Below are 25,468 nucleotides of genomic sequence, written 5' to 3'. Positions count from 1 at the left end.
CGCCCCTGCCTACTTGCAGATTTCGCCTTTCAACGGCTGCGTGGGCTGGGGCGCCTTGCGCCACTGCGGCAGGCCGATCAGCACCACCGCGCCAATGATCACCGCCATCGCCACGCATTCTTCGGCACCAATCTGTTCACCCGCAAACACGATACCCAACAGCACCGCCACCGCCGGGTTGACGTAGGCATAGCTGGTGGCAGCCGCCGGGCGCACGTGCTTGAGCAGGTACATGTAGGCACTGAACGCCAGGATCGAACCGAAGAACACCAGGTAGGCCAGCGCGCCCCAACCGGCAGCGGTCGGCATTTGCGCCATGCGTTCACCCGACAGCACACTGCCCAGCAACAGCACTGCGCCACCGACCAGCATTTCCGCGGCGCTGGCCATCGGCCCCTGCGGCAGCGGCAAGCTCTTGCTCCACACCGAGCCAAACGCCCACGACGCCGCCGCAAAGATGATCAGCGCCGCGCCAACCGGGCTCGCCTGCAGGTTGGAGCCCAGGTTCAGCAGGCCGATACCCACCAGCCCGAGGGCAATGCCCGCCCACTCCAGCTTCGAGTTGCGGTGCCCGAACAACAGGCCGAACAGCAAGGTGAACAGCGGCACCGTGGCCACCGCCAGTGCCGCCACGCCCGACGCCACGCCCGCATGCTCGGCCACGGTCACCCCACCGTTGCCACAGCTCAGCAGCAAGAAGCCGATCGCCCCTGCCGCCCGCCACTGCGGCCAGGTCGGTGCCGGCGCACCACGCCAACGCAGAAAGCCGTAAAGCAGGCCACCGGCAATCAGGAAGCGCACCCCAGCCATGAGCATCGGCGGCCAGCTTTCGACACCAATACGAATGAACAGATAGGTAGAGCCCCAGACCAGGTAAAGGGCCAGAAAGGCACCGATCAGCAACAAAGGAAAGCGACGGGAGGCAGGCATGGGGAAAACTCGAAATCCGTTTACGGGTGGTTCAGTTTAAGGGCCTGCCAGGGGGAACATAAGTTACAAAATCGTACGAAATGAGCGGCACACTTTTGGTGCGTTCGGCTTTGAGAGTTGTGGCGCCTGGGAGATCGAGCGCCGCCCGCGCGGCGCTTCGCGGCACAAGGCCGCTCCCACATCTGTTTCGGGCCAGTCAATCCTGTGAGGCCACCGCTGTCCGCCTTGTTTGTTCCCTTCAATATTGAAGGAGACGCCGCTGTTTTTCATCAATCTCCAGCCATGCGCCCAGGGTGCGCGCGGCAAAGGCACAGGAATAATTAGCCCGAAACAGATGTGGGAGCGGCCTTATGCCGCGAAGCGCCGCGCGGGCGGCGCTCGATCTCACAGGCGACTCATCATTCACGCCAAGCGCCTGTCAGCCCTCAACAAAACTTCGCCAACGCCTCGCGAACCTTCGCCGCCGGTGTTTTCTGCAACCGGCACAGCAGCGCATGGGAAAGCTGTTGCACCCCATGGTCCTGGCGCAACACACCCGCCAGGTGTTGCAACAGGTTGGCCGCCATTTCGGCATCGGCCATGGCCCGGTGCGCCGTACCGGTATCCGGTAGCCCCGCCCAGCGGGTCAGGGTGCCCAACTTATGGTTCGGCGCTGCCGGCAGCAGGCGCCGCGACAACAACAGCGAACAGGCGAATGACTGGCTGCGGCTACGGCCGATGCGGCTCAGTTCGTAGTCCCAGAACTTCTGGTCGAAAGCAGCATTGTGTGCCAGCAGCGGGGTGCTGCCGACAAACTCGGCCACTTCGTTCATCACCTTGTCCACTGGCGGCGCACTGCGCAGCATGGCCGTGGTGATGCCAGTCAGCCCGGCAACGAACGCAGGCACCGCGACACCGGCATTCATCAGGCTCTGGTAGCGCTCGACGATGCGCCCGCCTTCCAGCACCACCACCGCTACTTCGGTGGCACGGCAGCCGGTACCGGGGGAAATGCCGGTGGTTTCAAAGTCGATGACAGCGATACGTTCCACGAAAAACCTCAGTGCTTGAGCAACAGCTTACCCTCGATGGGCACATAGCGGGTGGCGGCGCGGATCAGTGACAGTGCCGTCAGCCCGGGCACACCATACACCACTGCCTCTGTACCATGGCGCTGGATTACCCGCTCAAGCAGCAGGTCGAAATCGCCATCGCCAGAGGCCAGCACCACCTGGTCGACCCGGCTGGCCGCGTCGATCACATCCAGGGTAATGCCCACATCCCAGTCGCCTTTGGCCGAGCCGTCGCTGCGCTGGATGAACGGTTTGAGGCGCACGTCGAAACCGAGGTTGCGCAAGATCTGCTGGAACTGCTGCTGCTTGCTGTCGCCGCGGTCGATGGCGTAGGCCACGGCCTCGACGATCTGGCCTTCACGGCTAACGTCGGACCACAGGGCGGTGTAGTTGAAATGGCAGCCATGGGCCTGGCGCACGGTGTAATAGAGGTTCTGCACATCGGCGAACAGCGCGATCTTTTTCACCTGGGAACCTCGTGTCTGGGCTGGGAATGCTGGGGCTGCTATGCAGCCCTTTCGCGACACAAGGCCGCTCCTTCAGGAATTTGCGTACCCTTGTAGGAGCGGCCTTGCGTCGCGAAAGGGGCGCACAGCGCCCCCAGAAATGCCAGCAGTATGCCAGACCTGTCAGACGTACGAGTCGTCGTCCGAGAAGAACCCGCCACCCTCGCTGCCATAATCGGTGTCGGCGTAGCCACCCTGGTCACTGCCCCAACCACCGTTGTCAGCCACCTGCTGCTGCCCACCTTGGTCGTTCCAGCCGCCACTGTCGCTGGCCGGCGTCGGCTCTTCCTTGATGACCTCAACCACCTCTTCCGGCTGCGAGTTGTGGTTGAACAGGCTGCTGATGCCCTGTGCCAGCAACACGCCACCCGCCACACCCGCTGCAGTCTGCATCGCCCCACCGAGGAAACTGCTGGCACCACCGCGTGCTGGCGCGGCGCCAAACCCTGGCTGCGGCTGCGCTTGCGGTTGGGAGAAGCCCGGTGCCGAGGGCTCACGCCAGCCACCACCAGACGCGACAGGGGCCGCCGAAGGCCGCTGCGGCTGCACCGCCGGGGCATTGCGCCCACCCGAACCAAAGATGCTGGACAGGAAACCACCCCCGCCATTGCTCGGCGCGTTGTTGGCGGCTTGTGCTGCCTGGGCCTGGGCACGGGCCTGCTGCAGCTCGGCTTCCAGCTGCTTGTTCTGTTCGTCGAGGCGCTTGATCGCGGCCTCCTGCACCAGGATCGCCTGGGCCATGTAGTAAGGCGCCGCCGGCTGCTGGCGCAGGTGTTGCTCGATGCACGCCTGGGCCTGCGGATCACGCGGCTGGCTTGGGTCTTCGGCTTGCTTGATGCGGCCGAACAGGCCGTCGATCAGGGTTTGTTCTTCAGTGTTCATGGGGCGACCTCGTGGGGTAGCAGGACAACGGACAGCGTCAAAGATGGGGCGTTACGGCGCGGGATTCAATCATGGACGCGGTGAAACTTTTTTCAGCAAGTGACAGCCGCGGGTCCACTTTGGGCTAAAGTGATGCCCTTGTTTTTACTGCCATGCGATGTTGACCGATGAATCCGCTGAGCGTCCTGCGCGACTCCCTGTACTTCTTCCGCCGCCACCTGCCAAACATCCTCCAGTTGTGCCTGCCGCTGGTGGTGGCAGAGGCCTTGCTCACCCAGTTGCTGTACCGCCAGCTGGGCGATCAGGCCTCACCGGCCTACGGCATGTTGGTCAGTCTGCTGTTCTACCCGCTGTACAGCGCCGCGCTGATTCTCTACCTCGACACCCGCAGCAAGGGCCAGGACATTGCCAAGCGCGATCTGTTTGCCCGCGCCTTGCAGCTCTGGCCGCAACTGGCCCTGCTCATCCTGATCAGCTCGCTGCTGATCATGGCCGGCCTGGCGCTGTTCGTCTTCCCGGGCGTGTGGATCATGATCAACCTGGTGTTCGCCGAGTACCTGCTGGTGCTGCGCGGCCGGCCGGTGATGCTGGCGATGCGCGAAAGCGCCAGCATGACCACCGGGCACTTCATGCGCATCATGGTCTGCGTGGTCGCGGTGCTGGCGCCCATCTGGCTGATCGACGGGCTGCTGCTGATGGCCTTCCCCGAACCCTCCCCCGGCATGGAGCTGGCCATGGACAGCCTCAGTGGCTTCCTGCAACTGTTCAGCACCGTTGTACTCTACCGGTTGTTCATGCTGCTGGAAGAGCAAGCGAGCGCCTGAGGCAGCACAGAGCTTTCATGCTGTAGTCGCGACAAGTGCCCCTGAAGCTGATAATCCAGGAGCTGATATGCAATTTGCGCGACTACCAGGGCGACCGCGTTGACATCAAACCCGACCAACGGCTGGGGGGCGGGGGCAGTACCGCGCCCTCCCCGTTCATAAGCCTGGCTAGCTGAACGTCGAGCAAGGCGAGGTTTTAACTTTCCGGCTCAAACTAGTCGACCGACATCCCTCTCTCGGATACAGGCCGCGGCAGTCTCTTGCCGCACCAGGCAAATGATTGCCGCCCTAACCTTTCCTCGGAAAAAGAATGCAGACGCACGTGACAATTAGTCGACGTTATAGCGCGACTTTTCCTACAGCCAAAACTTACAAACTTCGTAAGTTACATTTAAATTAATAGTTTCTTGACGAATACCCGTACTTCTCCTTCCCCACAGCCGTGACAGCTCCCATGTCAACTGCGCTGGCACGCTTTCTGCTCGTCTCTTTACGCAGGCTTATCAAATCGGCCAATTAACGTGCCATCGGTAAGTTTCAGCGTTCTCCACCACACAGTAATGGACGACATGAAATGATCAATCTAACTCCCACGCAGGCGTCTTGGAACGCCACACCTACAGGCAGCAGTCAGCGTCCACTTGAGGACACGAGCAGGCCAACGACATTTCAAGAAACACTTGCCAGCACCGCAGCGAACTTGCAAGGCGAAAAGCTCACGATCAGCGAAGAGGCCAAAGCCGCACTGCAAACCAGTCGAAGCGCCTATCAGGATATTGTAAATAATCCAGACCCTGAAGTAAGTGTACAACAATACGCCGTACCTGACTGGATGAGTGGCTATGGCATCGTCTTGGATGCGGAAAAAATAATTGGAAGAACCTGGGCAGAAATCATGATGTCGGCCAACAACCAGAAATTTGCCTCGGCCGATTCCGGTATCAAAGCAGAGTTCGATGCTGGCATTCGCCAACACTACTTAAGTGTTCTTGAAAAGAATGGCATTGACACGCCTGAAAAACATTACAACGAATTGATTGCTGACAAAAGCCGCAGTGAGGAAATTCATCAGCAATTCAAGGAAAGCATAGCATCAGACGAGAAGCTTCTCGCGCTCATGCAAACCATAGGTATTTCCATTTCTTAACGAGGTATAACATGCTAGCAAACCGACTTATTACCGCCACCGCCCTGACATTTGCTCTACTACCGGCGGCAAGCCAAGCAGCGAACGAGATCCTAGCCTCCCTAGATAAGGAGGGTCACAACGCAGTGCGGCTCTCGGACGAAAAATTACGAGACATATAAGGGTGCGGCACTTGTCATCGGCCAACCGCTGCCGACCGTAACGCAGGGTTCCAAGACCTTCCATGTTTCATGGAAGGGATTTGGTAACAAGGCCGATTATCGGCAATACCGCCACTGGGGAGACAGCTATTCTCCGCAGGACAACCAAAAGATCAGTTATGGCGGCAAAGTCTACACAGTGGCCGGAGATACTTGGCTGGCAGATATGTCCGGCAATCCAAACCAATGGTCTAAGGTTAATTCAGTCGCAATTGAGTACCACTTGCAAATACTCAATGAAGACAATCCCAAGCCCACTAACCAGGCTTTACGCAGTTCCGATTGGAACCGCCCCATGACAACCTTCCGCTGGTAATACAGCGACGGGGTATGCCAGGCATACCCCCCGCTTATAACTGCAGCCACCCTATGCAACCTGCGCGATTACCAGGGCGACCGCGTGGGCATCAAACCCGACCAACGGCTGGGGGCGGGGGGGTAATACCGCGCCCTCCCGTTCATAACCCTGGCTACCTGAACGTCGAGCAAGGAGGTTTTAACTTTCCGGCTCAAACTAGTCGACCGACATCCCTCTCGGATACAGGCCGCGGCAATCTCTTGCCGCACCAGGCAAACGATTGCCGCCCTAACCTTTCCTCGGAAAATGAATGCAGACGCGCGTGACAATTATTCGACGCTATAGCGCGACTTTTCCTACAGGCAAAACTTACAAACTTCGTAAGTTATATTAAAATTAATAGTTTCTTGACGTATATCCGTACTTCTCCTTCCCCACAGCCGTGACAGCGCCCAGGTCAACTGCGCTGGCACGCTTTCTGCTCGTCTCTTTACGCAGGCTTATCAAATCGGCCAATTAACGTGCCATCGGTAAGTTTCAGCGTTCTCCACCACACAGTAATGGACGACATGAAATGATCAATCTAACTCCCACACAGGCGTCTTGGAACGCCACGCCTACAGGCAGCAGCCAGCGTCCACTTGAGGACACGGGCAGGTCAACGACATTTCAAGAAACCTTTGTCAATACTACAGCTAACTTACAAGGCGAAAAGCTCACGATCAGTGAAGAGGCGAAAGCCGCACTGCAAACCAGCCGAAGTGCCTATCAGGATATTGTAAATAATCCAGACCCTGAAGTGAGTGTACAACAATACGCCATACCCGACTGGATGATCGGCTACGGCATGGTCTTGGACGATAGCATGATTGGAAAAACCTGGGCAGAAATCATGATGACGGCCAACAATCAAAAATTTGCTTCGGCCGACTCCAGTATCAAAGCAGAATTCAATGCTGGCATTCGCCAACACTACTTGAGCATTCTTGAAAAAAATGGCATTGACACGCCTGAAAAACATTACAACGAATTGATCGCTGACAAAAGCCGCAGTGAGGAAATTCATCAGCAATTCAAGGAAAGCATAGCATCAGACGAGAAGCTTCTCGCGCTCATGAAAACCATCGGTATTTCCATTTCTTGAGGTATAACATGCTAGCGAACCGACTTTTTACCGCCACCGTCCTGACAATTACGCTACAACCGGCCGCAAGCCAAGCTGCGAACGAGATCCTGACCTCTATAGATAAGCAGGGTCACCATGTCATGCGGCTCTCGGACGAGAAATTACGAGACATAAAAGGTGCGGCACTTGTCATCGGCCAACCGCTCCCGAGCGTAACGCAGGGTTCTAAAACCTTCAACGTTTCATGGTTGGGATTTGGTAGCCAGGCTGATTATCGGAAATACCGATACGTCGGATTCGCCTATTCTCCACAGGAAAATCAACAGTTCAATCATGGCGGCATCGTCTATACGGTGGCCGGATATACTTGGATGGCAGATATTTCCGGCAATCCAAACCAATGGTGCAGATTCTGGCAGATATCGTCTATCGCTTGAGCAAGGACGAGGAAATCGAGCGCATGCACGAGGGTTTTTCCATGCTAGACCTCAAGCAATCGGCGCAGCGCCTTGGCTACTCTGCTGCTGGTGTCATGTTGCCCATCGAAGCCGCCTCACAGCTGAAAGGGCCAGTCATCATACTGCTGAGGCCAAACAACACGAAGCTCCACCACTTCGTGGTGCTCAAAGGCGTTAGCGGGGGCCATGCATTTCTGGCAGACCCCGCTCGCGGCCACTTGCGCATGCCACTTTTCGAGCTGGCGGCGCAATGGCGAGGCGAGACCTTGATACTTGGCCGCGACGGTTTCGGTCTGCCTCTGCAGCATGCGCTCACCCCGCCGCGCGGTAATGCGGTAGCCCCTGAACAGCAGGTAACCCGCGCCCTCCAGCGAGTACCGCCGCCCTGAATGCCATAGCTCCCGTCAAGTCCCCCGAGGCTTGGCCCGCGCGGTGGCTTCAGCAACCAACGGGTCATCCGGCCAGTAATGCTTCGGGTAGCGCCCTTTCAGGTCCTTCTTCACCTCGGCATAGGTGGTGCGCCAGAAGTTCGCCAGGTCCTGGGTCACCTGCACCGGCCGCCGCGCCGGCGACAGCAAGTGCAGCTTGACCTGCTGCCGACCATTGGCAATGCGCGGCGTGTCGGCCAGGCCGAACAGCTCTTGCAGGCGCACGGCAAGAATCGGCGGGTTTTCGCTGTAGTCCAGACGGATATTGGAACCGGAAGGCACGGCCAGGTGGGCCGGGGCCTGCTCCTCCAGGCGCTGCGGCAGTGGCCAAGGCAACAGGTTGCGCAGCAGCGATGACAGGTCCAGGGCGGCGAAATGACTCAGCCGCGACACCTTGCCCAGGTAAGGCTGCAACCAGTCTTCCAGGCTGGCAAGCAACGCCTCGTCGCACAAGTCGGGCCATTCGCTGTGCCCCGTCTTGTCCAGGTCCAGCTGCCGCAACAGTGCCACGCGCGCCTGCCACTGGCGCAGTTCCGGTGTCCAGGTCAGCAGGTTAAGGCCCTTGCGCCGGACCAGGCCAAGCAGCGCCCGAGCCCTGGCGTCGTCATCCAGGCCCGGCAGCGGCTCGCGGCTGAGCACCAGTTCGCCAACCTTGACCTGGCGCTCGGCGCGCAACACTTGCTCGCGTTCATCCCAATCAAGGATATCGACCCGCTCGACCTGCTCGGCCAGCACGCCTTCGAGCAGGGCCGGGTCGAACTCAGCGGCCAGGTAGATGCGTTCCTCACGCTGCCCTTGGCGGCTGCCCAGGTCAGCAATCACCAACCATGGGCACTTCATCAGCGCATCAACCTCGGCAAACAGCGCCGCACGGCCGTTGGCCAGCCGGTATTCCGCCCCACCCTCGCGGCGCTGCTGGGCGACACGGTCGGGGTAGGCCAGCGCCAGCAGTGCGCCCAGCCAGCGCGGGTGGCCCGGGTCGGCGACCGGCGCGCCGGCTTTGCCACGCAGCAGGCCACGGTACTGACGGGACAGTTGCCGGGCACGCTGCACACCACCTTGGCCAGCGCGCGTGGTCCTGCTCTCGCCGCTGACCAGCGCCAGCCGGCTGTGCAGGTCGGCGCCGCCGCCGCGCAGGATATCCCGTTCACCCAGTAGGGCGGCGACATCACACGCCATCTGCGCCAGGCCCAGGTCCTGCCCGCGCAGCAACAAATGCGCGATACGTGGATGCGCCGGCAGTTCAGCCATGGCCTGGCCATGCTCGCTGAGGTTGTCGCGGCTGCCGGGCTTGAAGGCATTAAGCCGCGCCAGCAGTTCCTGGGCCTGGGCAAAGGCCGCCGTCGGTGGCTGGTCAAGCCAGCGCAACTGCTCGGGGGTAACGCCCCAACGTGCCAGCTGAAGGGCCAGCCCGGCCAGGTCGGCCTGAAGGATTTCGGCGCTGCCGTGGGCAGCCAACTGGTCATGCTGGGCCTCGGACCACAGCCGGTAGCACACGCCAGGTTCCAGGCGGCCGGCGCGGCCTGCACGCTGGGTGGCACTGGCGCGGGAAATGCGCTGAGTGTCCAGGCGAGTCATGCCGCTGCCCGGATCGAAGCGCGGCACCCGGGCCAGGCCGGCATCGATCACCACGCGCACGCCGTCGATGGTCAGGCTGGTTTCGGCAATGTTGGTCGCCAGCACCACTTTGCGCAGGCCTTTGCCCGGTGGGTCGATGACGGCGCGCTGGGCGTTGAGGTCAAGCTCGCCATGCAGCGGGCACAGCAGAATCTCGGGGCGTTCGCCCAAGGCTTCCTGCAGGCTCTGGTGCACCCGGCGGATCTCGGCCTGGCCGGGCAAGAACACCAGCACACTGCCCGTTTGCTCGGCCAACGCCTGCAGCACACTGTCCACCACCCGCGGTTCGATGAACTCGCCAGGCTGGAAGGGCCGCCCCCAGCGGATATCCACCGGGTGCATGCGGCCTTCGCTGCTCACCACCGGGGCATCGCCCAGCAACCGCGACAGGCGCTCGCCTTCCAGGGTGGCCGACATCAGCAGAATCTTCAGTGGCGGGTCGTCACGCAGCAATTCGCGGCCATTGAGGCTCAGCGCCAGGGCCAGGTCAGCATCCAGGCTACGTTCGTGATATTCGTCAAAAATAAGCAAACCCACGCCTTCCAGCGCCGGGTCGGCCTGCAGACGAAGGGTAAGGATACCTTCGGTGACCACCTCGATACGGGTTTTCGGCCCGACCTTGCTGTCCAGGCGAATGCGGTAACCCACCGTTTCCCCGACCTTCTCCCCCAGTTCACTGGCCAGCCGTTCGGCCGCTGCACGCGCCGCCAGGCGCCTGGGTTCTAGCATCAGGATGGTCTGCCCGGCCAGCCACGGCTCGTGCAGCAGCGCCAGCGGCACACGGGTGGTCTTGCCGGCGCCGGGCGGCGCCTCGAGCACCGCTTCGTCACGGTTTTCCAAGGCTTGGCGCAACGCCGGCAAAACTGCATCAATGGGTAATGAAATCATGGTGGTCCTCGAACAGTCTGGCGAGTATAACGGCGAACCCAGCCTGCTCTATCATGGTCTTAGCATCAGGCGCAGGCGCTTCGCTTGCCCTGCTGAATACCTTCTCGGAGATTTACATGCGCATCCCAACCCGCGTCATCGGTGGCGCTATCATCGTCACCCTGCTGACCCAACTGACCGCCTGCGGCACCATTTTCTACCCGGACCGGCGCGGCCAGATTGGCGGCAAGATCGACCCTGTGGTTGCCGCAATGGACGCTATCGGCATCCTGTTCTACGTAATCCCGGGGCTGATCGCCTTCGGCATCGACTTCGCCACGGGTGCCATCTACTACCCGGGTGGCCGCACCGCCCAGGTCGACCCGGCCAAGCTGCAAGAAGCGGTCAGCCCTGATGGCAAGGTCGACAACCTGAAACTGCAGGCCATTCTCGAAAGCGAACTGGGCCAGCGCCTGCCGCTGGACGACCCGCGGCTGATCCAGCACCGCGGCAGCATCGAGCAACTGGCCAGTGTGGGCCTGGTTCCGGCAGCCTGAGCCACAAGGACACTGACCACGGATGATCACCACCCCGGCTGAACACCAGCGCCTGCTGCGCCTGGCCACGCGCGCGTCTCTGGCAGTGGCCAGCATCCTGGTGCTGAGCAAGGCGCTGGCCTGGTGGCTGAGCGGTTCGGTGAGCCTGCTGGCCGGGCTGACCGACTCGGCACTGGATGCCGTGGCCTCGTTCCTCAACCTGCTGGCGGTGCACTACGCCCTGCGCCCAGCCGACGATGACCACCGCTTCGGCCATGGCAAGGCCGAAGCGCTGGCCGGCATGGCGCAGGCGCTGTTCATCGGCGTCAGTGCGGTGCTGATCGGGGTACAGGCGGTGGAGCGCCTGCATACGCCACAACCGCTGGGTGGCACCGGCATCGGCATCGCGGTGATGGTACTTTCGCTGGTATTGACCGTTGCCTTGCTGGCGCTGCAGTACAAGGTCATCCGCCTGACCGGCTCCACGGCGGTGCGGGCCGATTCCCTGCACTACCGCTCGGACTTGCTGCTGAACAGCAGCATCCTGCTGGCCCTGCTGCTCGCACGCTTCGGCTGGCCGCAGCTGGACGCGCTGTTCGGCCTGGGTATCGCTTTCTACATTCTCTGGAGCGCGTTGCAGATCGCCCGCGAAAGTACGGCCATCCTGATGGACAAGGAACTGCCCGGCGATGTGGGCGAGGACATGGCCACGCTGGTGCTGGCCATTCCCGGGGTGAAGGGCGTGCATGACCTGCGTACGCGGGTGTCGGGCAGCCAGTGGTTCGTGCAGTTGCATCTGGAGTTGCCGGGGCAGTTGCCGCTGGATCAGGCGCATGGGCTGTGCGTCGAGGCTTCGCGGGTGATCCGCCAGCGTTATCCACAGGCCGATGTGATGGTGCACGCCGACCCGGTATGAGTCTCTCAAGCCACACGCGATCGCTGTAGGAGCGGCCTTGTGTCGCGAAAGGGCCGCAAAGCGGCCCCGGCAATATTTGCACTAACGCTGGAATCCGGGGGCCGCTATGCGGCCCTTTCGCGACACAAGGCCGCTCCTACAGGGGGCCGCGCTGGCTTCAGTTGATGCTGTACCCCCGTCCACTGAAGCAGGCCCCCAGCGCCCGCTGGTAAATGCTGAGCACATTGGCCGGCGGCGCGTAGGTCGCCGTCGCCGGGTCAAACCCTGACTGGCTCACCGCCCAGCGGTGGCACTGGTAACGGTCCTGCTCCTGCTGCTCCTGCCCCTGGCCATGCATCGGGTACGCCACCACGTCATAGCCACCGTTCGATGGCGCCACCGGTGCCGGCGCCGGCACGCCGACCGGCGGGTTGACCACCACATACTCTTGGCTGTCGGCCAGGTACTGGTAATAGGTATCAGCCACCAGGAAGAACAGCGCGCCACCCAACCATACTTCCTGTGCATAAGGCGGCAGATAGTTGACCCGCACGCCATAAGGCGGGGTCACCACGATGTAACTGCCGCCATGCGGGCGGTACCAGTAGCCGCCAGAGTAGAAGTAATCATTGCCGCGATAAGGCACTTTCCAGTAGCGATCGGGAAAATGATCGATGGTGTGCCCGGGGCGATATTGCGGCCCGGGGCCCCAGCCATTGCCATGACCATCCGGGCGCCCCTGCCAGTCACCCCCGGGCCGTTGCCCCGGCCCGCCGGCCTGCCAGTAGCGGTTGTCGCCGTGGCGCTGGGGGATGTCCTGGTAATAGCCCTGGCGTGGCGGCTGGGTCTGGCGCACCTCGTCGCGCGAGTTGAGCGGCCGACCCGGCCCACCCTCACCTTGCACCTGCTGACCGTGTTCCCCGTGCCCCTCACCCGGCCCTTCGGCCATGGCCCCAAGGCTGATGCTCACACCCAGTAAACCAACACCTGCCAACTGCCAGATGCGCGACTTCATGGTATTCCTCTCGGTAGAAAAACTGCACCTGCAACCAGTCTACCTTGCCCATCATGCAGGCCAATTAAATTTCCAGACATGAAAAAAGGGAGGCCACAGGGCCTCCCTTCAGGAATTGTCGTCCGTGCTCGGCACTTGTGGCGCCGGCTCACCTCACAGCGTCTTCTGGAAGCTGTGTAGCCCGGGGGCCTGCAGATCCTGTTGGATGGCTGGCCGCGACCGCCCGCCTAGGGCGCGTCGCCGTGGACTGATGTCCGGGCAGTGATTCTGTTGATAAAGATACCGGACAGGTTGCGACAGAGGATTGCGAAGATTGCTCGGATAAATAGCACTTGCGCAATTTTTCACCCTGGATCGATAATTCGCAGCAATATGAACAGAAAAGGCAAATGCCATGAGCAAACTTGACCGCTATGACCTGAGCATTCTCGCCGAACTGCAGCGCGATGCGCGCATTTCCAACCAGGAACTGGCCGAACGCATCGGCCTGTCGCCTTCGCCATGCTCGCGTCGGGTCAAGCAGCTGGAAGACGATGGCTACATCTCGCGCCAGGTGGCCCTGCTCGACCGCAAGAAGCTGGGCCTGAGCCTGACCGCGTACGTACTGATCGGCATGGACCGCCATACCCCGGAACGCTTTGAAACCTTCGAAGCGGCCATCCGCAACCTGCCTCAGGTGCTCGAGTGCAGCCTGGTCACGGGTATGGATGCCGACTACCAGTTGAAAGTGGTGGTGCCGGACATGGACCACTACCAGAAACTGCTGCTAGGCAGCCTGACCCGCATCGACGGCGTCACCAGCGTGCGTTCGAGTTTCGTGCTCAACCAAGTCCTGGCCAGCACCGAGCTGCCATTGACCCACCTGCGCTGAATGCCTGCGCCGGCAGGCGTATAATCGAACGCTCAACCCGCCTGGAGAACACCGATGGATCCCGCCGTATTCGAAGAGTGGATGATGATCATCCTGGTCACCGTGCTGATCGGTTTCATGGGTTTCATCGTCTGGGACCTGGCGAAAAAGTCCAAGGCAGGCAAGTTCGGTACGCTGATCCTGTTCTTCGTGCTGGGGCTGGGGGTGCTGGCCTTTATCATCAAGAGTGTGGTGGTGGGGTTTCTCGAAGGGGTGTAGAAACTATAGGGCCTCTTCGCGGGTGAACCCGCTCCCACAGGTAACCCGCCATCCTCAAGAACAGTGCAGTACCTGTGGGAGCGGGTTCACCCGCGAATGGGCCTATAGTCGTGGGGTAACCTCGCGCCAGCACCCCTGCTCCAACCCCTCCAGCGCCCAGTCACCAATCCGCACCCGCACCAGGCGCAAGGTCGGCAACCCCACCGCCGCCGTCATCCGCCGCACCTGGCGGTTACGCCCCTCGCGAATCACCAGCTCCAGCCAACTGGTCGGCACGCTCTTGCGAAACCGCACCGGCGGGTTGCGCGGCCACAGTTCAGGCTCGTCCAGGCGCCGCGCCTCGGCTGGCAAGGTCGGCCCGTCGTTCAGTTCCACGCCATCGCGCAAACGCTGCAACTGCTCGTCGCTCGGCTCGCCCTCCACCTGCACCCAATAGGTCTTGGCCAGCTTGTGCCTGGGGTCGGCAATCCGCGCTTGCAGCCCGCCATCATTGGTCAGCAACAGCAAGCCTTCACTGTCGCGGTCCAGCCGCCCGGCCGGGTACACGCCCGGGATGTCGATGAAGTCCTTGAGCGTCGCCCGCCCTTCACCATCACTGAACTGGGTCAGCACGTCGAACGGCTTGTTGAACAGGATCAGGCGCGGTTCGGCCGGCGGCGCCTTGGCCTGGCGACGCGGGCCGGTGGTAGGCCGCGCCTGCGGGCGGCGCGGCTTGTTACGGGGTGGCAGTGGCATGGATCCTCAGCGGAACGGCGGCTCATCGAAGCTGCGCAGTTTACGCGAGTGCAGCGAGTTGAGCTCGGTACGCAGCAGGTCGAGGGCGGCAATGCCGATCTTCAGGTGCTGGCTGACCGCCCGGTTGTAGAACGCGTTGGCCGAGCCCGGCAGCTTGATCTCGCTGTGCAGCGGTTTGTCGGAGACACACAGCAAGGTGCCGTACGGCACGCGCAAACGGTAGCCCTGGGCGGCAATGGTGCCGCTTTCCATGTCTACCGCCACGGCGCGTGACAGGTTGATCAACGGCCGTTCCTGGGCCCAGCGCAGCTCCCAGTTGCGGTCGTCGTAGGTCAGCACGGTGCCGGTGCGCAGGCGCTTCTTCAACTGCTCGCCACGCTCGCCGGTGACTTGCGCGGCAGCCTCCTGCAGGGCCAGCTGCACTTCGGCCAGGGCCGGGATAGGAATGTTCGGCGGCACGACGCGATCAAGAATGCCGTCGCGGCGCATGTAGGCGTGGGCCAGCACGTAGTCGCCGATGGTCTGCGATTGGCGCAGGCCACCGCAGTGGCCGATCATCAGCCAGCAATGCGGGCGAAGTACTGCCAGGTGGTCGGTAATGTTCTTGGCGTTGGACGGGCCGACGCCGATATTGACCAAGGTAACGCCGTCGCCGTCCCCGGCGATAAGGTGGTAGGCCGGCATCTGGTAACGGTGCCAGACCACGCTGGCCACCAGCGCCTGGGTTTCACCGTGGTCCATGCCTTTCTCGATCACCACGTTGCCCGGCAGTACCATGCGCACGAAGCGGGGGTCGTCACGCAGTTGCTCCAGGCCATGGCTGATGAACTGGTCGACATAGCGGTGGTAGTTGGTCAGCAGGATCCACGGCTGCACATGGCGCCAGTCACTGCCGGTGTAGTGCACCAGGCGGCGTAGCGAAAAGTCGACGCGCGCGGCATCGAACAGTGCCAGCGGCAGGACTTCGGCACGCTCCCAGTCGCACAGGCCGTCGGCAATGTTGTCGGTGGCAGCCGACAGGTCGGTGCTGGGGAACACCCGCGCCAGCTGTGCGGCAGTAATGCCGCTGCCGGCCAGCTCGTCGCCCTGGTCGACCACGTAGGGGTAAGGGATGTTCTGCTCGCTGACACCGACCTCTACCGTGACGGTGTAGTCGTGCATCAGCGGGCGCAGTTGCTCCAGCAGGTAGCCACGGAACGCGGCGGGCTGGGTGACGGTGACGCTGTAGGTGCCGGCTACCTGGACCTTGGCATAGGCGCGGGTGGTGGCAGCCACTTCACCGTGGCTGTAGTAGGTCAGGCGCAATGCCGGGTAGCGGAACAGGTCGCGCTCATCGGCATCAGGCTCGGTACGGTCCTTCAGGTAACGCTTGAGGGCCTGGCTAAGGGCACCGGTGGCCTGTTCATGCAGGGCCGCCAGACGGTCGACGGCCTGTTCGGGGGTATCAACGACTACAAAAGCGTGGCTCACACTGTGCTTCCTGTCTGGACATGCATGTGAACCATCTTGCCTGCCTTCTGGGCTAATTACATCCCCATTGATCGGTGTTAATCAGCAGGCTGGCGCTGGTCCCTGTAGGAGCGGCCTTGTGTCGCGATCGGGCTGCGAAGCAGCCCCAGCAATTTGTGCATCTGTGCTGATACCCTGGGGCTGCTTAGCAGCCCGATCGCGACACAAGGCCGCTCCTACAGGTCCTGTGCTGGCGTCGCCCTCGCCACCAGGGCGTCCACATCCACTCCCCGCGGCAACGCCCCATACACCCGGCCGCCCCCCGCCAACCGGCTGCCAATGAACGCATCACTCACCCGTGCATTGCCCGCCTCCAGCAGCAGCTTGGCCTGCAATGCCAAGGCAATATCTTCGGTCAACTGCCGCGCGCGGTACTGCAGGTCGCCAGTATCGGCAAACGCCCCCTTGAGGTTGCCAATATGTGCCGCCAAGCGCGGGTCACCATGCCCATCGCCCAACTCGGCGAACAAGGCATCAAGCACCCCCGGTTCTTTGGACAAGGCCCGCAGCACATCCAGGCACTGCACATTGCCCGAGCCTTCCCAAGTCGAGTTGACCGGGGCCTCGCGGTACAGCCGTGGCAGGATGCTGTCCTCCACGTAGCCCGCACCGCCCAGGCACTCGGCGGCTTCGTTGATCATGGCTGGCGCACGTTTGCAGATCCAGTACTTGCCCACTGCAGTAACCAGTCGGGCGAAATGCGCCTGCTGTGGGTCGTCCGGTTGCTCCAGCGCCTGCCCCATGCGCAGGCTCAAGGCCAGCGCGGCCTCGCTTTCCAGGGCCAGGTCGGCCAGCACGTTCTGCATCAGTGGTTGCTCGTTCAACACCCGCCCACCGACCTTGCGGTACGCGCAGTGGTGGGTAGCCTGGGTCAGCGCCTGACGCATCAGCGCACTGGAGCCGACCATGCAATCGAAGCGGGTCATGGCCACCATCTCGATGATGGTCGGCACACCGCGCCCCTCTTCGCCGATCATCCACGCCAGCGCACCACGGAACTCGACTTCGCTGGACGCATTTGAGCTGTTGCCCAGTTTGTTCTTCAGGCGCTGGATGTAGAACTGGTTACAGTTGTCGTCCGGACGATGACGCGGCAACAGGAAGCAGCTCAGGCCTTTTTCGGTTTGCGCCAGGGTGAGGAAGGCATCGCACATGGGCGCCGAGCAGAACCACTTGTGGCCGACCAGCTCGTAGGCCTGGCCCGGCCCTGGCGCCCCTACCGGGTAGGCGCGCGTGGTATTGGCCCGCACATCGGTGCCGCCCTGCTTCTCGGTCATGGCCATGCCCAAGGTGACCCCGGCCTTGTACCGGTCGCCAACATTGCGCGGGTCGTACTCGCAGGCAAGGATCTTCGGCAGCCAGTATTCGGCCAGCTCGGGTTGCAGGCGCAGCGCCGGCACGGCGGCGAAGGTCATGGTCAGCGGGCAGCCAGTACCGGCCTCGGCCTGGCTGTGCAGGTAGGTCATCGAGGCGCGGGCCACATGGGCGCCCGGGCGGGGTTCTGCCCATGGCAAAGAAGGCAGGCCGTGTTCGACGGCGGTGCGCATCAGTTCGTGGTAGGCCGGGTGGAATTCGACCAGGTCGATGCGATGGCCGTAGCGGTCGTGGCTGTTGAATTCGGGTTTGTGCGCGTTGGCCAGGAAACCCGCCTGCATCAGTGGGCCGCCGGCCAAGGCCCCGTAGGCATCGATCCGCGACTCGGCCCAGCCGGCGCCGAAACGCCGCGACCATTCCTGCAGTGGCAGGTCGAGGCGGTACAGGTTGGCACCGTCGAGGGACGGCGGCTGGTTGGTGACTTCGTGGGTTTCAGCGTACTGGTGCAGGTTCATCGGGGGCTCCTGGATCCGGGTAGGCTTGATAGACCCAGTGAAGCATTCCCTGTGGGGGAGGCAAAGTGGCATTCGCGACTAAAGGTGTGGTGGTGGGGGCATGGGGTGAGGGGGTTGGCAGGTGTATGGCTTGAGCATGTGTCAGGGCTGGCAGGTGCAAGCCTTGAGTATGAGTCAGGGCTGGCAGATGTATGCCTTAGGCATGCATGAGGGCTGACAGGTGTTCGCCACAACACATTCAGCGCCTGTGAGATCGAGCGCCGCCCGCGCGGCGCTTCGCGGGACAAGCCCGCTCCCACATCTGTTTCGGGCCAGTTATTCCTGTGCCAAGTGGGTTGCAGCCTTGGTGCATGACTGGAGATTGATTAAGAAAAATTGCGTCCTCTTCAATATCGAAGGGAACAGACAAGGCGGACAGCGGTGACCTCACAGGAGGGACTGGCCCGAAACAGATGTGGGAGCGGGCTTGCCCCGCGAAGCGCCGCGCGGGCGGCGCTCGATCTCACAGGCGCTGAATGTGTTGTGGCGAACACCTTTCAGCCCTGCGCCCATCCCCCGCCTTACTTCCCGGCAGTCAACGCGTTATAGCTGGTCATCAAATTCCGATAATCCGGAATATGGTTCGAGCACAGCGCCGCCAGCCCTTCCACATCATTACGCCAGTCACGGTGCAGCTCACAGGCCACGCCAAACCAGGTCATCATCTGTGCCCCTGCCTGGCTCATGCGGTCATGCGCCGCATCGCGGGTCATTTCGTTGAAGGTGCCGGAAGCATCAGTCACCACAAACACCTCAAACTCTTCTTCCAAAGCCGACAGCGCCGGGAACGCCACGCAAACCTCGGTTACCACGCCAGCAATGATCAGCTGCTTCTTGCCCGTCGCCTTCACCGCCTTGACGAAGTCTTCGTTGTCCCAGGCGTTGATCTGGCCTGGACGGGCGATGTAAGGGGCGTCCGGGAACAGCTCTTTCAGCTCTGGCACCAACGGGCCGTTGGGGCCTTGTTCGAAGCTGGTGGTGAGGATGGTCGGCAGGTTGAAGAACTTGGCCAGGTCAGCCAGGGCCAGCACGTTGTTCTTGAACTTGTCCGGCTCGATGTCACGCACCAACGACAGCAGGCCAGCCTGGTGGTCGACCAGCAGTACGGCGGCATCGTCTTTGTTCAGGCGGTTGTATTTGAAGTTGGTCATGGTCTGCGCTCCTAAGGGTTTTGATCTTTTCAGTAATTTGGTGTTTCGCGTTGATGGGAGAAGATTAAAACCATCACCTTTGGAGCGGTAGATAGTGGTTTTTGGCTTTAGCGTTCTGTTTTGTGAACGATTGATTTGTATTGGCTGTACTGGCCCTTTCGCGGGTAAACCCGCTCCTACAAGGGATTGCGCATCACTCAGGTTGCGCACAACTTATGTAGGAGCGGCTTTAGCCGCGAAAGGGCCGGCCCAGCCAATACAAGGGTCAGCGCATCAAACCCAACTCGGCATCATCTAGCAGCGCTTTCGCCATGGCTGCAAAGTAATGCGATGCCCACATCATCTGCTGGTCGCCATCCATCAAACCGGTCAGCGACAGGTCGCGTGCATAGCCCATCAGTTCAGAGGCCTGCTCGCGGGCGCTGCGGCAGGGGATGCCCTCGGCGATGCGGAACAGTGGGTGGGTTTGGCCTTCGCCTTGGAAGAAGTAGGTGACGCCGGGGGTGGTTTTGGTTTCGTCGGTCATGGGTTTTCCTGAATGCTCGTTGACCGCCTCTTCCGTTTCCACAGGAAGGGTGGCGGCTGTACACGGGGTGGAAACCCGAGTGCACTCAGAGAAAACTCGGTAGGCACAAGGCCTCCCGGGTACAGCCGCCATGAACGACATAACCTGAAATGCTTGCTGCAGGTTTCCACACCCGATCGCTGAACCATCAGCGACAGGCAAAGCCTAGAGGGCGGGATTTGCAGGAACAATCAGACGCGTGTCGACAGAGGTTGTAGGGTATTTCGCAGGGGGTGGAGTTGCTAGTGCTGGGGTGTAGGAAGAGTCTGGAGTTTTTGTAGGTTGCAGGGGGCATGGCTGGGGAAGGCATCAGGGCTGACAGGTGTTCGACATGACAGGTTCAGCGCCTGTGAGATCGAGCGCCGCCCGCGCGGCGCTTCGCGGGACAAGCCCGCTCCCACATCTGTTTCGGGCCAGTTACTCCTGCTTCCTCCGCACTCGCTCCCTGGGTGCATGGCTGGGAATTGCAGAAAAGCAGAGGCGCAACCTTCAATATCGAAGGGAACAAACAAGGCGGACAGAGGTGACCTCACAGGATTGACTGGCCCGAAACAGACAGTGGGAGCGGGCTTGCCCCGCGAAGCGCCGCGCGGGCGGCGCTCGATCTCATAGGCGCTAAAAACCTATCGGCGAACACCTTCCAGCCCCACCTAAACCCCACACCCTCAAACCGAACGCCGCGTCTGCAGAATACCAACCGGCACCTGCACCTGCGAAACCGCCATATTCAAACTCAACTCAAACCGGCTCCCCAAACCGCGCGTCGACTCATGCGCCAACCGCGCCCCAAGCAATTCCCCCATCTGTCGGCAAATCGACAACCCGATCCCCAACCCGCCATAGCGCCGGGTCATCGAGCCATCCACCTGGAAGAACCGCTGGTACAAGGTCGACTGTTCCAGGTCATCAAAGCCGATCCCGCTGTCACTCACGGTAAAGGTCAACGCCAGGTCATCCGGCCCCACCCGGCGCCCGCGCACCTGGATCATCACCCCGCCCTGATGGGTGAACTTCAGCCCGTTGTCCACCAGGCAGCCCAGGCAACGCGCCAGCTTCTGCCCGTCACCCAACAGCCCGTCCGGCAAGTCGGCCGGGATATCCAGGCTCAGGTACAGGCCTTTGCCCAAAGCCTGCCCGGCATACCCGGCACGCAAGCTCTGTAGCAGCGTGCGCAAGCTGAACGGCGCAGGCTGTGCGCGCAAACGGCCCGCTTGCAACTCGGACAGGGTCAGAATCGCATCAACCATGTCCATCATGCCCTGCGCCGAGCCCACCGCTGTACGATGGTACTGGGCCATCTCGCCTTCCATCGGCAGCGTGTGCATCAGCTCCAGCGAGCCAATCACCCCATTCATCGGCGTGCGCAGCTCATGGGTCACACTCGCCAGGAACTCATCCTTCAGCCGGTTGCTCCTGGCCAGTTGCAGGTTCAACTGTTCCAGCGTGCGCCCGGTCTCACGCAAGGTCTGCGCCTGCTGCTCGCGCAGGCTGTTGATACGGTCGGCCAGCGCCAGCGACAGCAACGCCACTTCCAGCGCTGAACCCAGCTGGCTGGCATACATGGTGATAAACACATTGGGCAGGTAACCCAGCACCATCAGGGTATTGACCAGGCCACCGAGCAGGAACGCCGTCCAGGCAATAATGAACCAGCGCGCCACGCGCAGGCCGCGCCACCAGGCATACAGCCCGGCGCTGAAGATGCTCACGGTAAACAGCAGCGCCAGCAACGTGGCCATGCGCAAGGCAATGCCGTAAGGCACGCTCACCGCCAGCACCATCACCACGGCGCCGCCCAGCATCAGCAATTGCAGCAACCGGTCGAAGCGGCGGCTGATGCTGCCCAGTTGCAGGAAGTGCCGGGCAAACTGGCAGCCGAACAGCCCGGCAGCGCCAATGAACAGTGGTGTCGAGGCATTCGCCCACCATGGGCTGTCCGGCCAGAAGTACGCCACACCGGCACCGTTCACCGACACCTGATAAAAGCCGAACGACGCGATATAGAGGATGTAGTAGAGGTAGCTGACATCGCGCACGCTGAGGTAGATGAACAGGTTGTACACCAGCATCACCAGCAGCACGCCGTAGATCATCCCCAGCACATACAGGCGCGTGGGCTGGTCTTCCATGTAGGCCTGGGGGGACCAGAGCGCCAGCGGCGCCTGCACCGAGCCCTGGCTGTGCAGGCGCAGGTAGGCGGTGGTCACCTGGCCAGGCGGCAGCTGCAGTTCGAACAGGTAGTTGTTCTGGCGGATCTGCCGACTGCCATAGGGCAAGGCATCGCCGGTGCGTTGGGCCAGGCGATATACGCCGCTGCGGTCGGGCAGGTACAGCTCAAGGTGGTCCAGCGGCGGATAGGCCAGTTCCAGCAGCCATTGCCGGGGGGCAGCGCCGGGCGGGGCTACAGGGCGCAACTCGACCTTGAGCCAGAACACCGAGGTGGAATAACCGGCGTTCAGCACGTCTTCCTGGTGGGGGCGAAAGCGTTTGGCGAACCCCGGGGCGCTGACCTGGGCAATGCTGGTGCTGCCATCGAGGTCTTCATAAACCTGCATGGCCTTGCCCAACGGAACATGCCCGGTCGCGTCGTCGAAATCGACCGCTCCGGCCAGCACGGGCAATAAACCCAGAAGCACAATCAGCAAATAGCGCATACAGCCCCAGCATGGCCTGTCCGGTCGCGTCGCGGTTGCCTCCCATCCGTTTGAGACGACGCAATCCGGCAGAACCCGTTTGTCGAGTTATCCGAGCACTCTAGCATAGCTTCACAACCTGGCAATCGGCCATAACAAATCACAATGAGAAGGCTCTAAATCAATGCTTTCAGAGGACGATAAAAAACAAATCTGACCGAACGATCAACAAATCTCGTTTGTCGGACGATCCGCCCAAACAGGTTTGGTGGTAAGCTCGCCGACCATGAATACCTACAGCTCCCGCCCCGTTGTCCTCTGTCTCTCCGGCCACGACCCAAGTGGCGGCGCCGGCTTGCAGGCAGATATCGAAGCCCTGATCGCCCAAGGCTGTCACGCTGCACCTGCAGTGACCGCCCTGACCGTGCAGGATACCGTCAACGTTTCCGACTTCCGTGTGCTCGACCGCGAGTGGGTGCTGGCCCAGGCCAACGCCGTGCTGGCGGACTCCGCAGTGGCCGCCGTCAAGCTGGGTATGCTCGGCTCGATCGACATGGTCGACACCGTCGCCGAACTGCTCGCCGCCCACCCGCACCTGCCGCTGGTCTGCGACCCGGTACTGCGTGCCGGTGGCGGCGGCCGCCTGGGCAAGGACGAAGTGGGCTACGCGCTACGCGAACGCCTGCTACCGCTGGCGACCATCGCCACACCGAACCTGCCCGAAGCGCGCATCCTCGCCGAACTGCCCGAAGGCACTGCCGACCAGTGTGCCGAGAAACTGCTGCCGTTCTGTAGACACCTGCTGATTACCGGCGGTCACGGCGACGAAGACGAAATTCACAACCGCCTGTACACCCAGGACGGAAAGCTCCACACCTGGACCTGCCAGCGCCTGCCGGGCAGCTACCACGGCTCGGGCTGCACCCTGGCCAGCGCCCTGGCCGGCCGCCTGGCACTGGGCGAGCAGCTGGAAAGCGCCGTGCGCAGCGCCCTGGACTACACCTGGCGCACCCTGCGGGACGCCGAGCAACTGGGCAAAGGCCAATTCGTGCCACGCCGTCTGCCGTTGGATTTCTGTTCCTGATACGAGGCTTTCAATGAAGCTACGCGGTCTGTACGCCATCACCGACAGCCAGCTGCTCGCCGGCCGTTTCCTGTCCCATGTCGAAGCGGCGCTGGAAGGCGGTGTATGCCTGCTGCAGTACCGCGACAAAAGCGACGACGCGGCGCGCCGGCTGCGTGAAGCCGAAGGGCTGCTCAAGCTCTGCGAGCGTTACGGCACCCAGTTGCTGATCAACGACGATGCCGAACTGGCCGCGCGCCTGGGCGTCGGCGTGCACCTGGGCCAGACCGACGGCCCGCTGACCCCGGCCCGCGCCCTGCTCGGCCGCCAGGCGATCATCGGCTCCACCTGCCACGCCGACCTCGAGCTGGCGGCCCGGGCTGCCGACCAAGGCGCCAGCTATGTAGCCTTTGGCCGCTTCTTCAATTCCGTAACCAAGCCGGGCGCGCCCGCTGCCAACACCGACCTGGTGGCGCAGGCCCGCGCCCAAGTCAAACTGCCGATCGCGGTGATCGGCGGCATTACCCTCGACAACGCCGCCCCGCTGGTCGCCCATGGCGCCGACCTGCTGGCGGTGATCCACGGCCTGTTCGGTGCCGACAGCGCGCAGGAAGTCACCCGCCGCGCCCGCGCCTTCAACGCCTTGTTCGCATCCTGATTCGAGAGAACCCCATGTCCCGTTCCGAAGCCCTGTTCGCCCAAGCCCAGAAGCACATCCCCGGTGGCGTCAACTCGCCGGTCCGCGCTTTCAAGAGCGTGGGCGGCACGCCGCTGTTCTTCAAGCATGCCGAAGGCGCCTACGTCGTTGACGAGGACGACAAGCGCTACGTCGACTACGTCGGCTCTTGGGGCCCGATGATCCTCGGCCACGGCCACCCGGACGTGCTCGACTCGGTGCGCAAGCAGCTGGAGCACGGCCTGTCCTACGGCGCACCGACCGCCATGGAAACCGAAATGGCCGACCTGGTCTGCTCGATCGTGCCTTCCATGGAAATGGTGCGCATGGTCAGCTCGGGCACCGAAGCCACCATGAGCGCCATCCGCCTGGCCCGTGGCTACACCGGCCGCGATGCCATCATCAAGTTCGAAGGCTGCTACCACGGCCACTCCGACAGCCTGCTGGTAAAAGCCGGTTCCGGCCTGCTGACCCAGGGTGTGCCAAGCTCGGCGGGCGTGCCGGCCGACTTCGCCAAGCACACCCTTACCCTGCCGTTCAACGACATTGCCGCGGTCGAGAAAACCCTGGCCGAAGTTGGCCAGACCGTTGCCTGCATCATCGTCGAGCCGGTGGCCGGCAACATGAACTGCGTGCCGCCAGCGCCAGGCTTCCTTGAAGGCCTGCGCGAACAGTGCGACAAACACGGCGTGGTGCTGATCTTCGACGAAGTGATGACCGGTTTCCGCGTATCCCTCGGTGGCGCCCAAGGCCACTACGGCATCAAGCCGGACCTGTCCACCTTCGGCAAGATCGTCGGCGGTGGCATGCCGGTCGGCTGCTTCGGCGGCAAGCGTGAAATCATGGGCTGCATCGCCCCGCTCGGCCCGGTCTACCAGGCGGGCACGCTGTCGGGCAACCCGCTGGCCATGGCCGCCGGTCTGACCACCCTGAAGCTGATCAGTCGCCCGGGCTTCCACGCCGAGCTGACCGATTACACCAGCCGCATGCTCGACGGCCTGCAGCAGCGCGCCGATGCTGCAGGCGTGCCGTTCGTCACCACGCAGGCCGGTGCCATGTTCGGCCTGTACTTCAGCGGTGCCGACGATATCGTCACCTTCGAAGACGTGATGGCCAGCGATGCCGAGCGCTTCAAGCGCTTCTTCCACCTGATGCTCGACGGTGGCGTGTACCTGGCGCCGAGCGCGTTCGAGGCAGGCTTCACCTCCATTGCCCATGGCGACAAGGAGCTGCAGATCACCCTGGATGCGGCTGAGAAGGCATTTGCTGCCCTGAAGTGATGGTTAGCCTGTACTGGCCTATTCGCGGGTAAACCCGCTCCTACAAGTTATGCGTGTAAGGTGGGAGCGGGTTCACCC

At 62.1% G+C, this 25,468-nt stretch carries 24 protein-coding genes; 12 read left to right on the top strand and 12 right to left on the bottom strand.

Annotation, left to right across the window (positions count from 1 at the left end):
• Positions 1–9: 9 nt before the first annotated feature.
• From yedA to ACIP02_RS17315, 4 genes are all read right to left on the bottom strand, one after another.
• Entirely contained in the window at positions 10–930 is a 921-nt protein-coding gene (gene yedA / locus ACIP02_RS17330) for a drug/metabolite exporter YedA (protein ID WP_400618310.1), read from the bottom strand.
• A 425-nt stretch (positions 931–1,355) separates the two neighbouring features.
• Positions 1,356–1,961: a PolC-type DNA polymerase III gene (locus ACIP02_RS17325; RefSeq protein WP_400618307.1), complete on the bottom strand. Its 606-nt coding sequence runs from the start codon at positions 1,959–1,961 to the stop codon at positions 1,356–1,358.
• Between the two features lie 8 nt (positions 1,962–1,969).
• Entirely contained in the window at positions 1,970–2,449 is a 480-nt protein-coding gene (locus ACIP02_RS17320) for an NYN domain-containing protein (protein WP_028699930.1), read from the bottom strand.
• Positions 2,450–2,611: 162 nt separating this feature from the next.
• Complete coding sequence (locus ACIP02_RS17315; protein ID WP_400618304.1) at positions 2,612–3,370, bottom strand: DUF2076 domain-containing protein; 759 nt, start codon at positions 3,368–3,370, stop codon at positions 2,612–2,614.
• 167 nt (positions 3,371–3,537) lie between these two features.
• On the opposite strand from ACIP02_RS17315, the gene ACIP02_RS17310 reads away from it, so the two are divergent.
• From ACIP02_RS17310 to ACIP02_RS17290, 5 genes are all read left to right on the top strand, one after another.
• Positions 3,538–4,194, top strand: a complete 657-nt coding sequence (locus ACIP02_RS17310) for a YciC family protein (RefSeq protein WP_400618301.1) — start codon at positions 3,538–3,540, stop codon at positions 4,192–4,194.
• 574 nt (positions 4,195–4,768) lie between these two features.
• Positions 4,769–5,341 carry a hypothetical protein gene (locus ACIP02_RS17305; protein WP_400618298.1) on the top strand — a complete coding sequence of 191 codons (573 nt, stop codon included), beginning with the start codon at positions 4,769–4,771 and terminating at the stop codon, positions 5,339–5,341.
• 1,072 nt (positions 5,342–6,413) lie between these two features.
• Complete coding sequence (locus ACIP02_RS17300) at positions 6,414–6,983, top strand: hypothetical protein (protein ID WP_400618295.1); 570 nt, start codon at positions 6,414–6,416, stop codon at positions 6,981–6,983.
• An 8-nt stretch (positions 6,984–6,991) separates the two neighbouring features.
• Positions 6,992–7,402, top strand: a complete 411-nt coding sequence (locus ACIP02_RS17295; RefSeq protein ID WP_400618293.1) for a hypothetical protein — start codon at positions 6,992–6,994, stop codon at positions 7,400–7,402.
• Positions 7,366–7,812, top strand: a complete 447-nt coding sequence (locus tag ACIP02_RS17290) for a cysteine peptidase family C39 domain-containing protein (protein WP_400618290.1) — start codon at positions 7,366–7,368, stop codon at positions 7,810–7,812. The genes ACIP02_RS17295 and ACIP02_RS17290 overlap by 37 nt, the downstream gene beginning before the upstream one ends.
• 15 nt (positions 7,813–7,827) lie before the next feature.
• Here the strand turns inward: ACIP02_RS17290 and hrpB are convergent, their stop codons facing one another.
• Complete coding sequence (hrpB, locus tag ACIP02_RS17285; protein WP_400618288.1) at positions 7,828–10,356, bottom strand: ATP-dependent helicase HrpB; 2,529 nt, start codon at positions 10,354–10,356, stop codon at positions 7,828–7,830.
• 116 nt (positions 10,357–10,472) lie between these two features.
• On the opposite strand from hrpB, the gene ACIP02_RS17280 reads away from it, so the two are divergent.
• Both ACIP02_RS17280 and ACIP02_RS17275 read left to right on the top strand, forming a co-directional pair.
• Positions 10,473–10,892, top strand: coding sequence for a polyribonucleotide nucleotidyltransferase (locus tag ACIP02_RS17280; RefSeq protein ID WP_400618285.1), 420 nt, complete (start codon positions 10,473–10,475; stop codon positions 10,890–10,892).
• A 22-nt stretch (positions 10,893–10,914) separates the two neighbouring features.
• Positions 10,915–11,787: a cation diffusion facilitator family transporter gene (locus ACIP02_RS17275; protein WP_400618282.1), complete on the top strand. Its 873-nt coding sequence runs from the start codon at positions 10,915–10,917 to the stop codon at positions 11,785–11,787.
• A gap of 157 nt (positions 11,788–11,944) precedes the next feature.
• Here the strand turns inward: ACIP02_RS17275 and ACIP02_RS17270 are convergent, their stop codons facing one another.
• Positions 11,945–12,781, bottom strand: coding sequence for a DUF6515 family protein (locus ACIP02_RS17270; RefSeq protein WP_400618279.1), 837 nt, complete (start codon positions 12,779–12,781; stop codon positions 11,945–11,947).
• A gap of 394 nt (positions 12,782–13,175) precedes the next feature.
• Here ACIP02_RS17270 and ACIP02_RS17265 point away from each other — a divergent pair, with 394 nt between their 5' ends.
• A complete protein-coding gene (locus ACIP02_RS17265; RefSeq protein WP_125462492.1) occupies positions 13,176–13,652 on the top strand; it encodes an Lrp/AsnC family transcriptional regulator in 477 nt (158 codons plus the stop codon).
• Between the two features lie 54 nt (positions 13,653–13,706).
• A complete protein-coding gene (locus ACIP02_RS17260; RefSeq protein WP_003249787.1) occupies positions 13,707–13,910 on the top strand; it encodes a DUF2788 domain-containing protein in 204 nt (67 codons plus the stop codon).
• 102 nt (positions 13,911–14,012) lie between these two features.
• Here the strand turns inward: ACIP02_RS17260 and ACIP02_RS17255 are convergent, their stop codons facing one another.
• From ACIP02_RS17255 to ACIP02_RS17230, 6 genes are all read right to left on the bottom strand, one after another.
• Positions 14,013–14,645, bottom strand: a complete 633-nt coding sequence (locus tag ACIP02_RS17255; RefSeq protein ID WP_400618274.1) for a pseudouridine synthase — start codon at positions 14,643–14,645, stop codon at positions 14,013–14,015.
• A gap of 6 nt (positions 14,646–14,651) precedes the next feature.
• A complete protein-coding gene (gene amn / locus ACIP02_RS17250) occupies positions 14,652–16,115 on the bottom strand; it encodes an AMP nucleosidase (RefSeq protein WP_201203633.1) in 1,464 nt (487 codons plus the stop codon).
• 215 nt (positions 16,116–16,330) lie between these two features.
• On the bottom strand, positions 16,331–17,983 hold the full coding sequence (locus tag ACIP02_RS17245; RefSeq protein WP_400618270.1) for an acyl-CoA dehydrogenase family protein: 1,653 nt from the start codon (positions 17,981–17,983) through the stop codon (positions 16,331–16,333).
• A gap of 560 nt (positions 17,984–18,543) precedes the next feature.
• On the bottom strand, positions 18,544–19,173 hold the full coding sequence (gene ycaC / locus ACIP02_RS17240) for an isochorismate family cysteine hydrolase YcaC (protein WP_400618268.1): 630 nt from the start codon (positions 19,171–19,173) through the stop codon (positions 18,544–18,546).
• A 265-nt stretch (positions 19,174–19,438) separates the two neighbouring features.
• Positions 19,439–19,699 carry a DUF3077 domain-containing protein gene (locus tag ACIP02_RS17235; protein ID WP_201203624.1) on the bottom strand — a complete coding sequence of 87 codons (261 nt, stop codon included), beginning with the start codon at positions 19,697–19,699 and terminating at the stop codon, positions 19,439–19,441.
• A gap of 704 nt (positions 19,700–20,403) precedes the next feature.
• Positions 20,404–22,392 carry a sensor histidine kinase gene (locus ACIP02_RS17230; protein ID WP_400618266.1) on the bottom strand — a complete coding sequence of 663 codons (1,989 nt, stop codon included), beginning with the start codon at positions 22,390–22,392 and terminating at the stop codon, positions 20,404–20,406.
• 265 nt (positions 22,393–22,657) lie between these two features.
• On the opposite strand from ACIP02_RS17230, the gene ACIP02_RS17225 reads away from it, so the two are divergent.
• The 3 genes from ACIP02_RS17225 to hemL are packed head-to-tail and all read left to right on the top strand — an operon-like array spanning position 22,658 to position 25,390.
• Entirely contained in the window at positions 22,658–23,455 is a 798-nt protein-coding gene (locus tag ACIP02_RS17225; protein ID WP_400618264.1) for a hydroxymethylpyrimidine/phosphomethylpyrimidine kinase, read from the top strand.
• A 13-nt stretch (positions 23,456–23,468) separates the two neighbouring features.
• Positions 23,469–24,092: a thiamine phosphate synthase gene (gene thiE, locus ACIP02_RS17220; RefSeq protein WP_400618261.1), complete on the top strand. Its 624-nt coding sequence runs from the start codon at positions 23,469–23,471 to the stop codon at positions 24,090–24,092.
• Between the two features lie 14 nt (positions 24,093–24,106).
• Positions 24,107–25,390, top strand: a complete 1,284-nt coding sequence (gene hemL / locus ACIP02_RS17215) for a glutamate-1-semialdehyde 2,1-aminomutase (RefSeq protein ID WP_003249773.1) — start codon at positions 24,107–24,109, stop codon at positions 25,388–25,390.
• Positions 25,391–25,468: the final 78 nt, after the last annotated feature.

Source organism: Pseudomonas sp. NPDC089408, assembly GCF_044749445.1.
GTDB lineage: Bacteria > Pseudomonadota > Gammaproteobacteria > Pseudomonadales > Pseudomonadaceae > Aquipseudomonas.
Note: the sequence above shows the minus strand (reverse complement) of the source record. Positions and strands in the feature narration are given on the sequence as shown.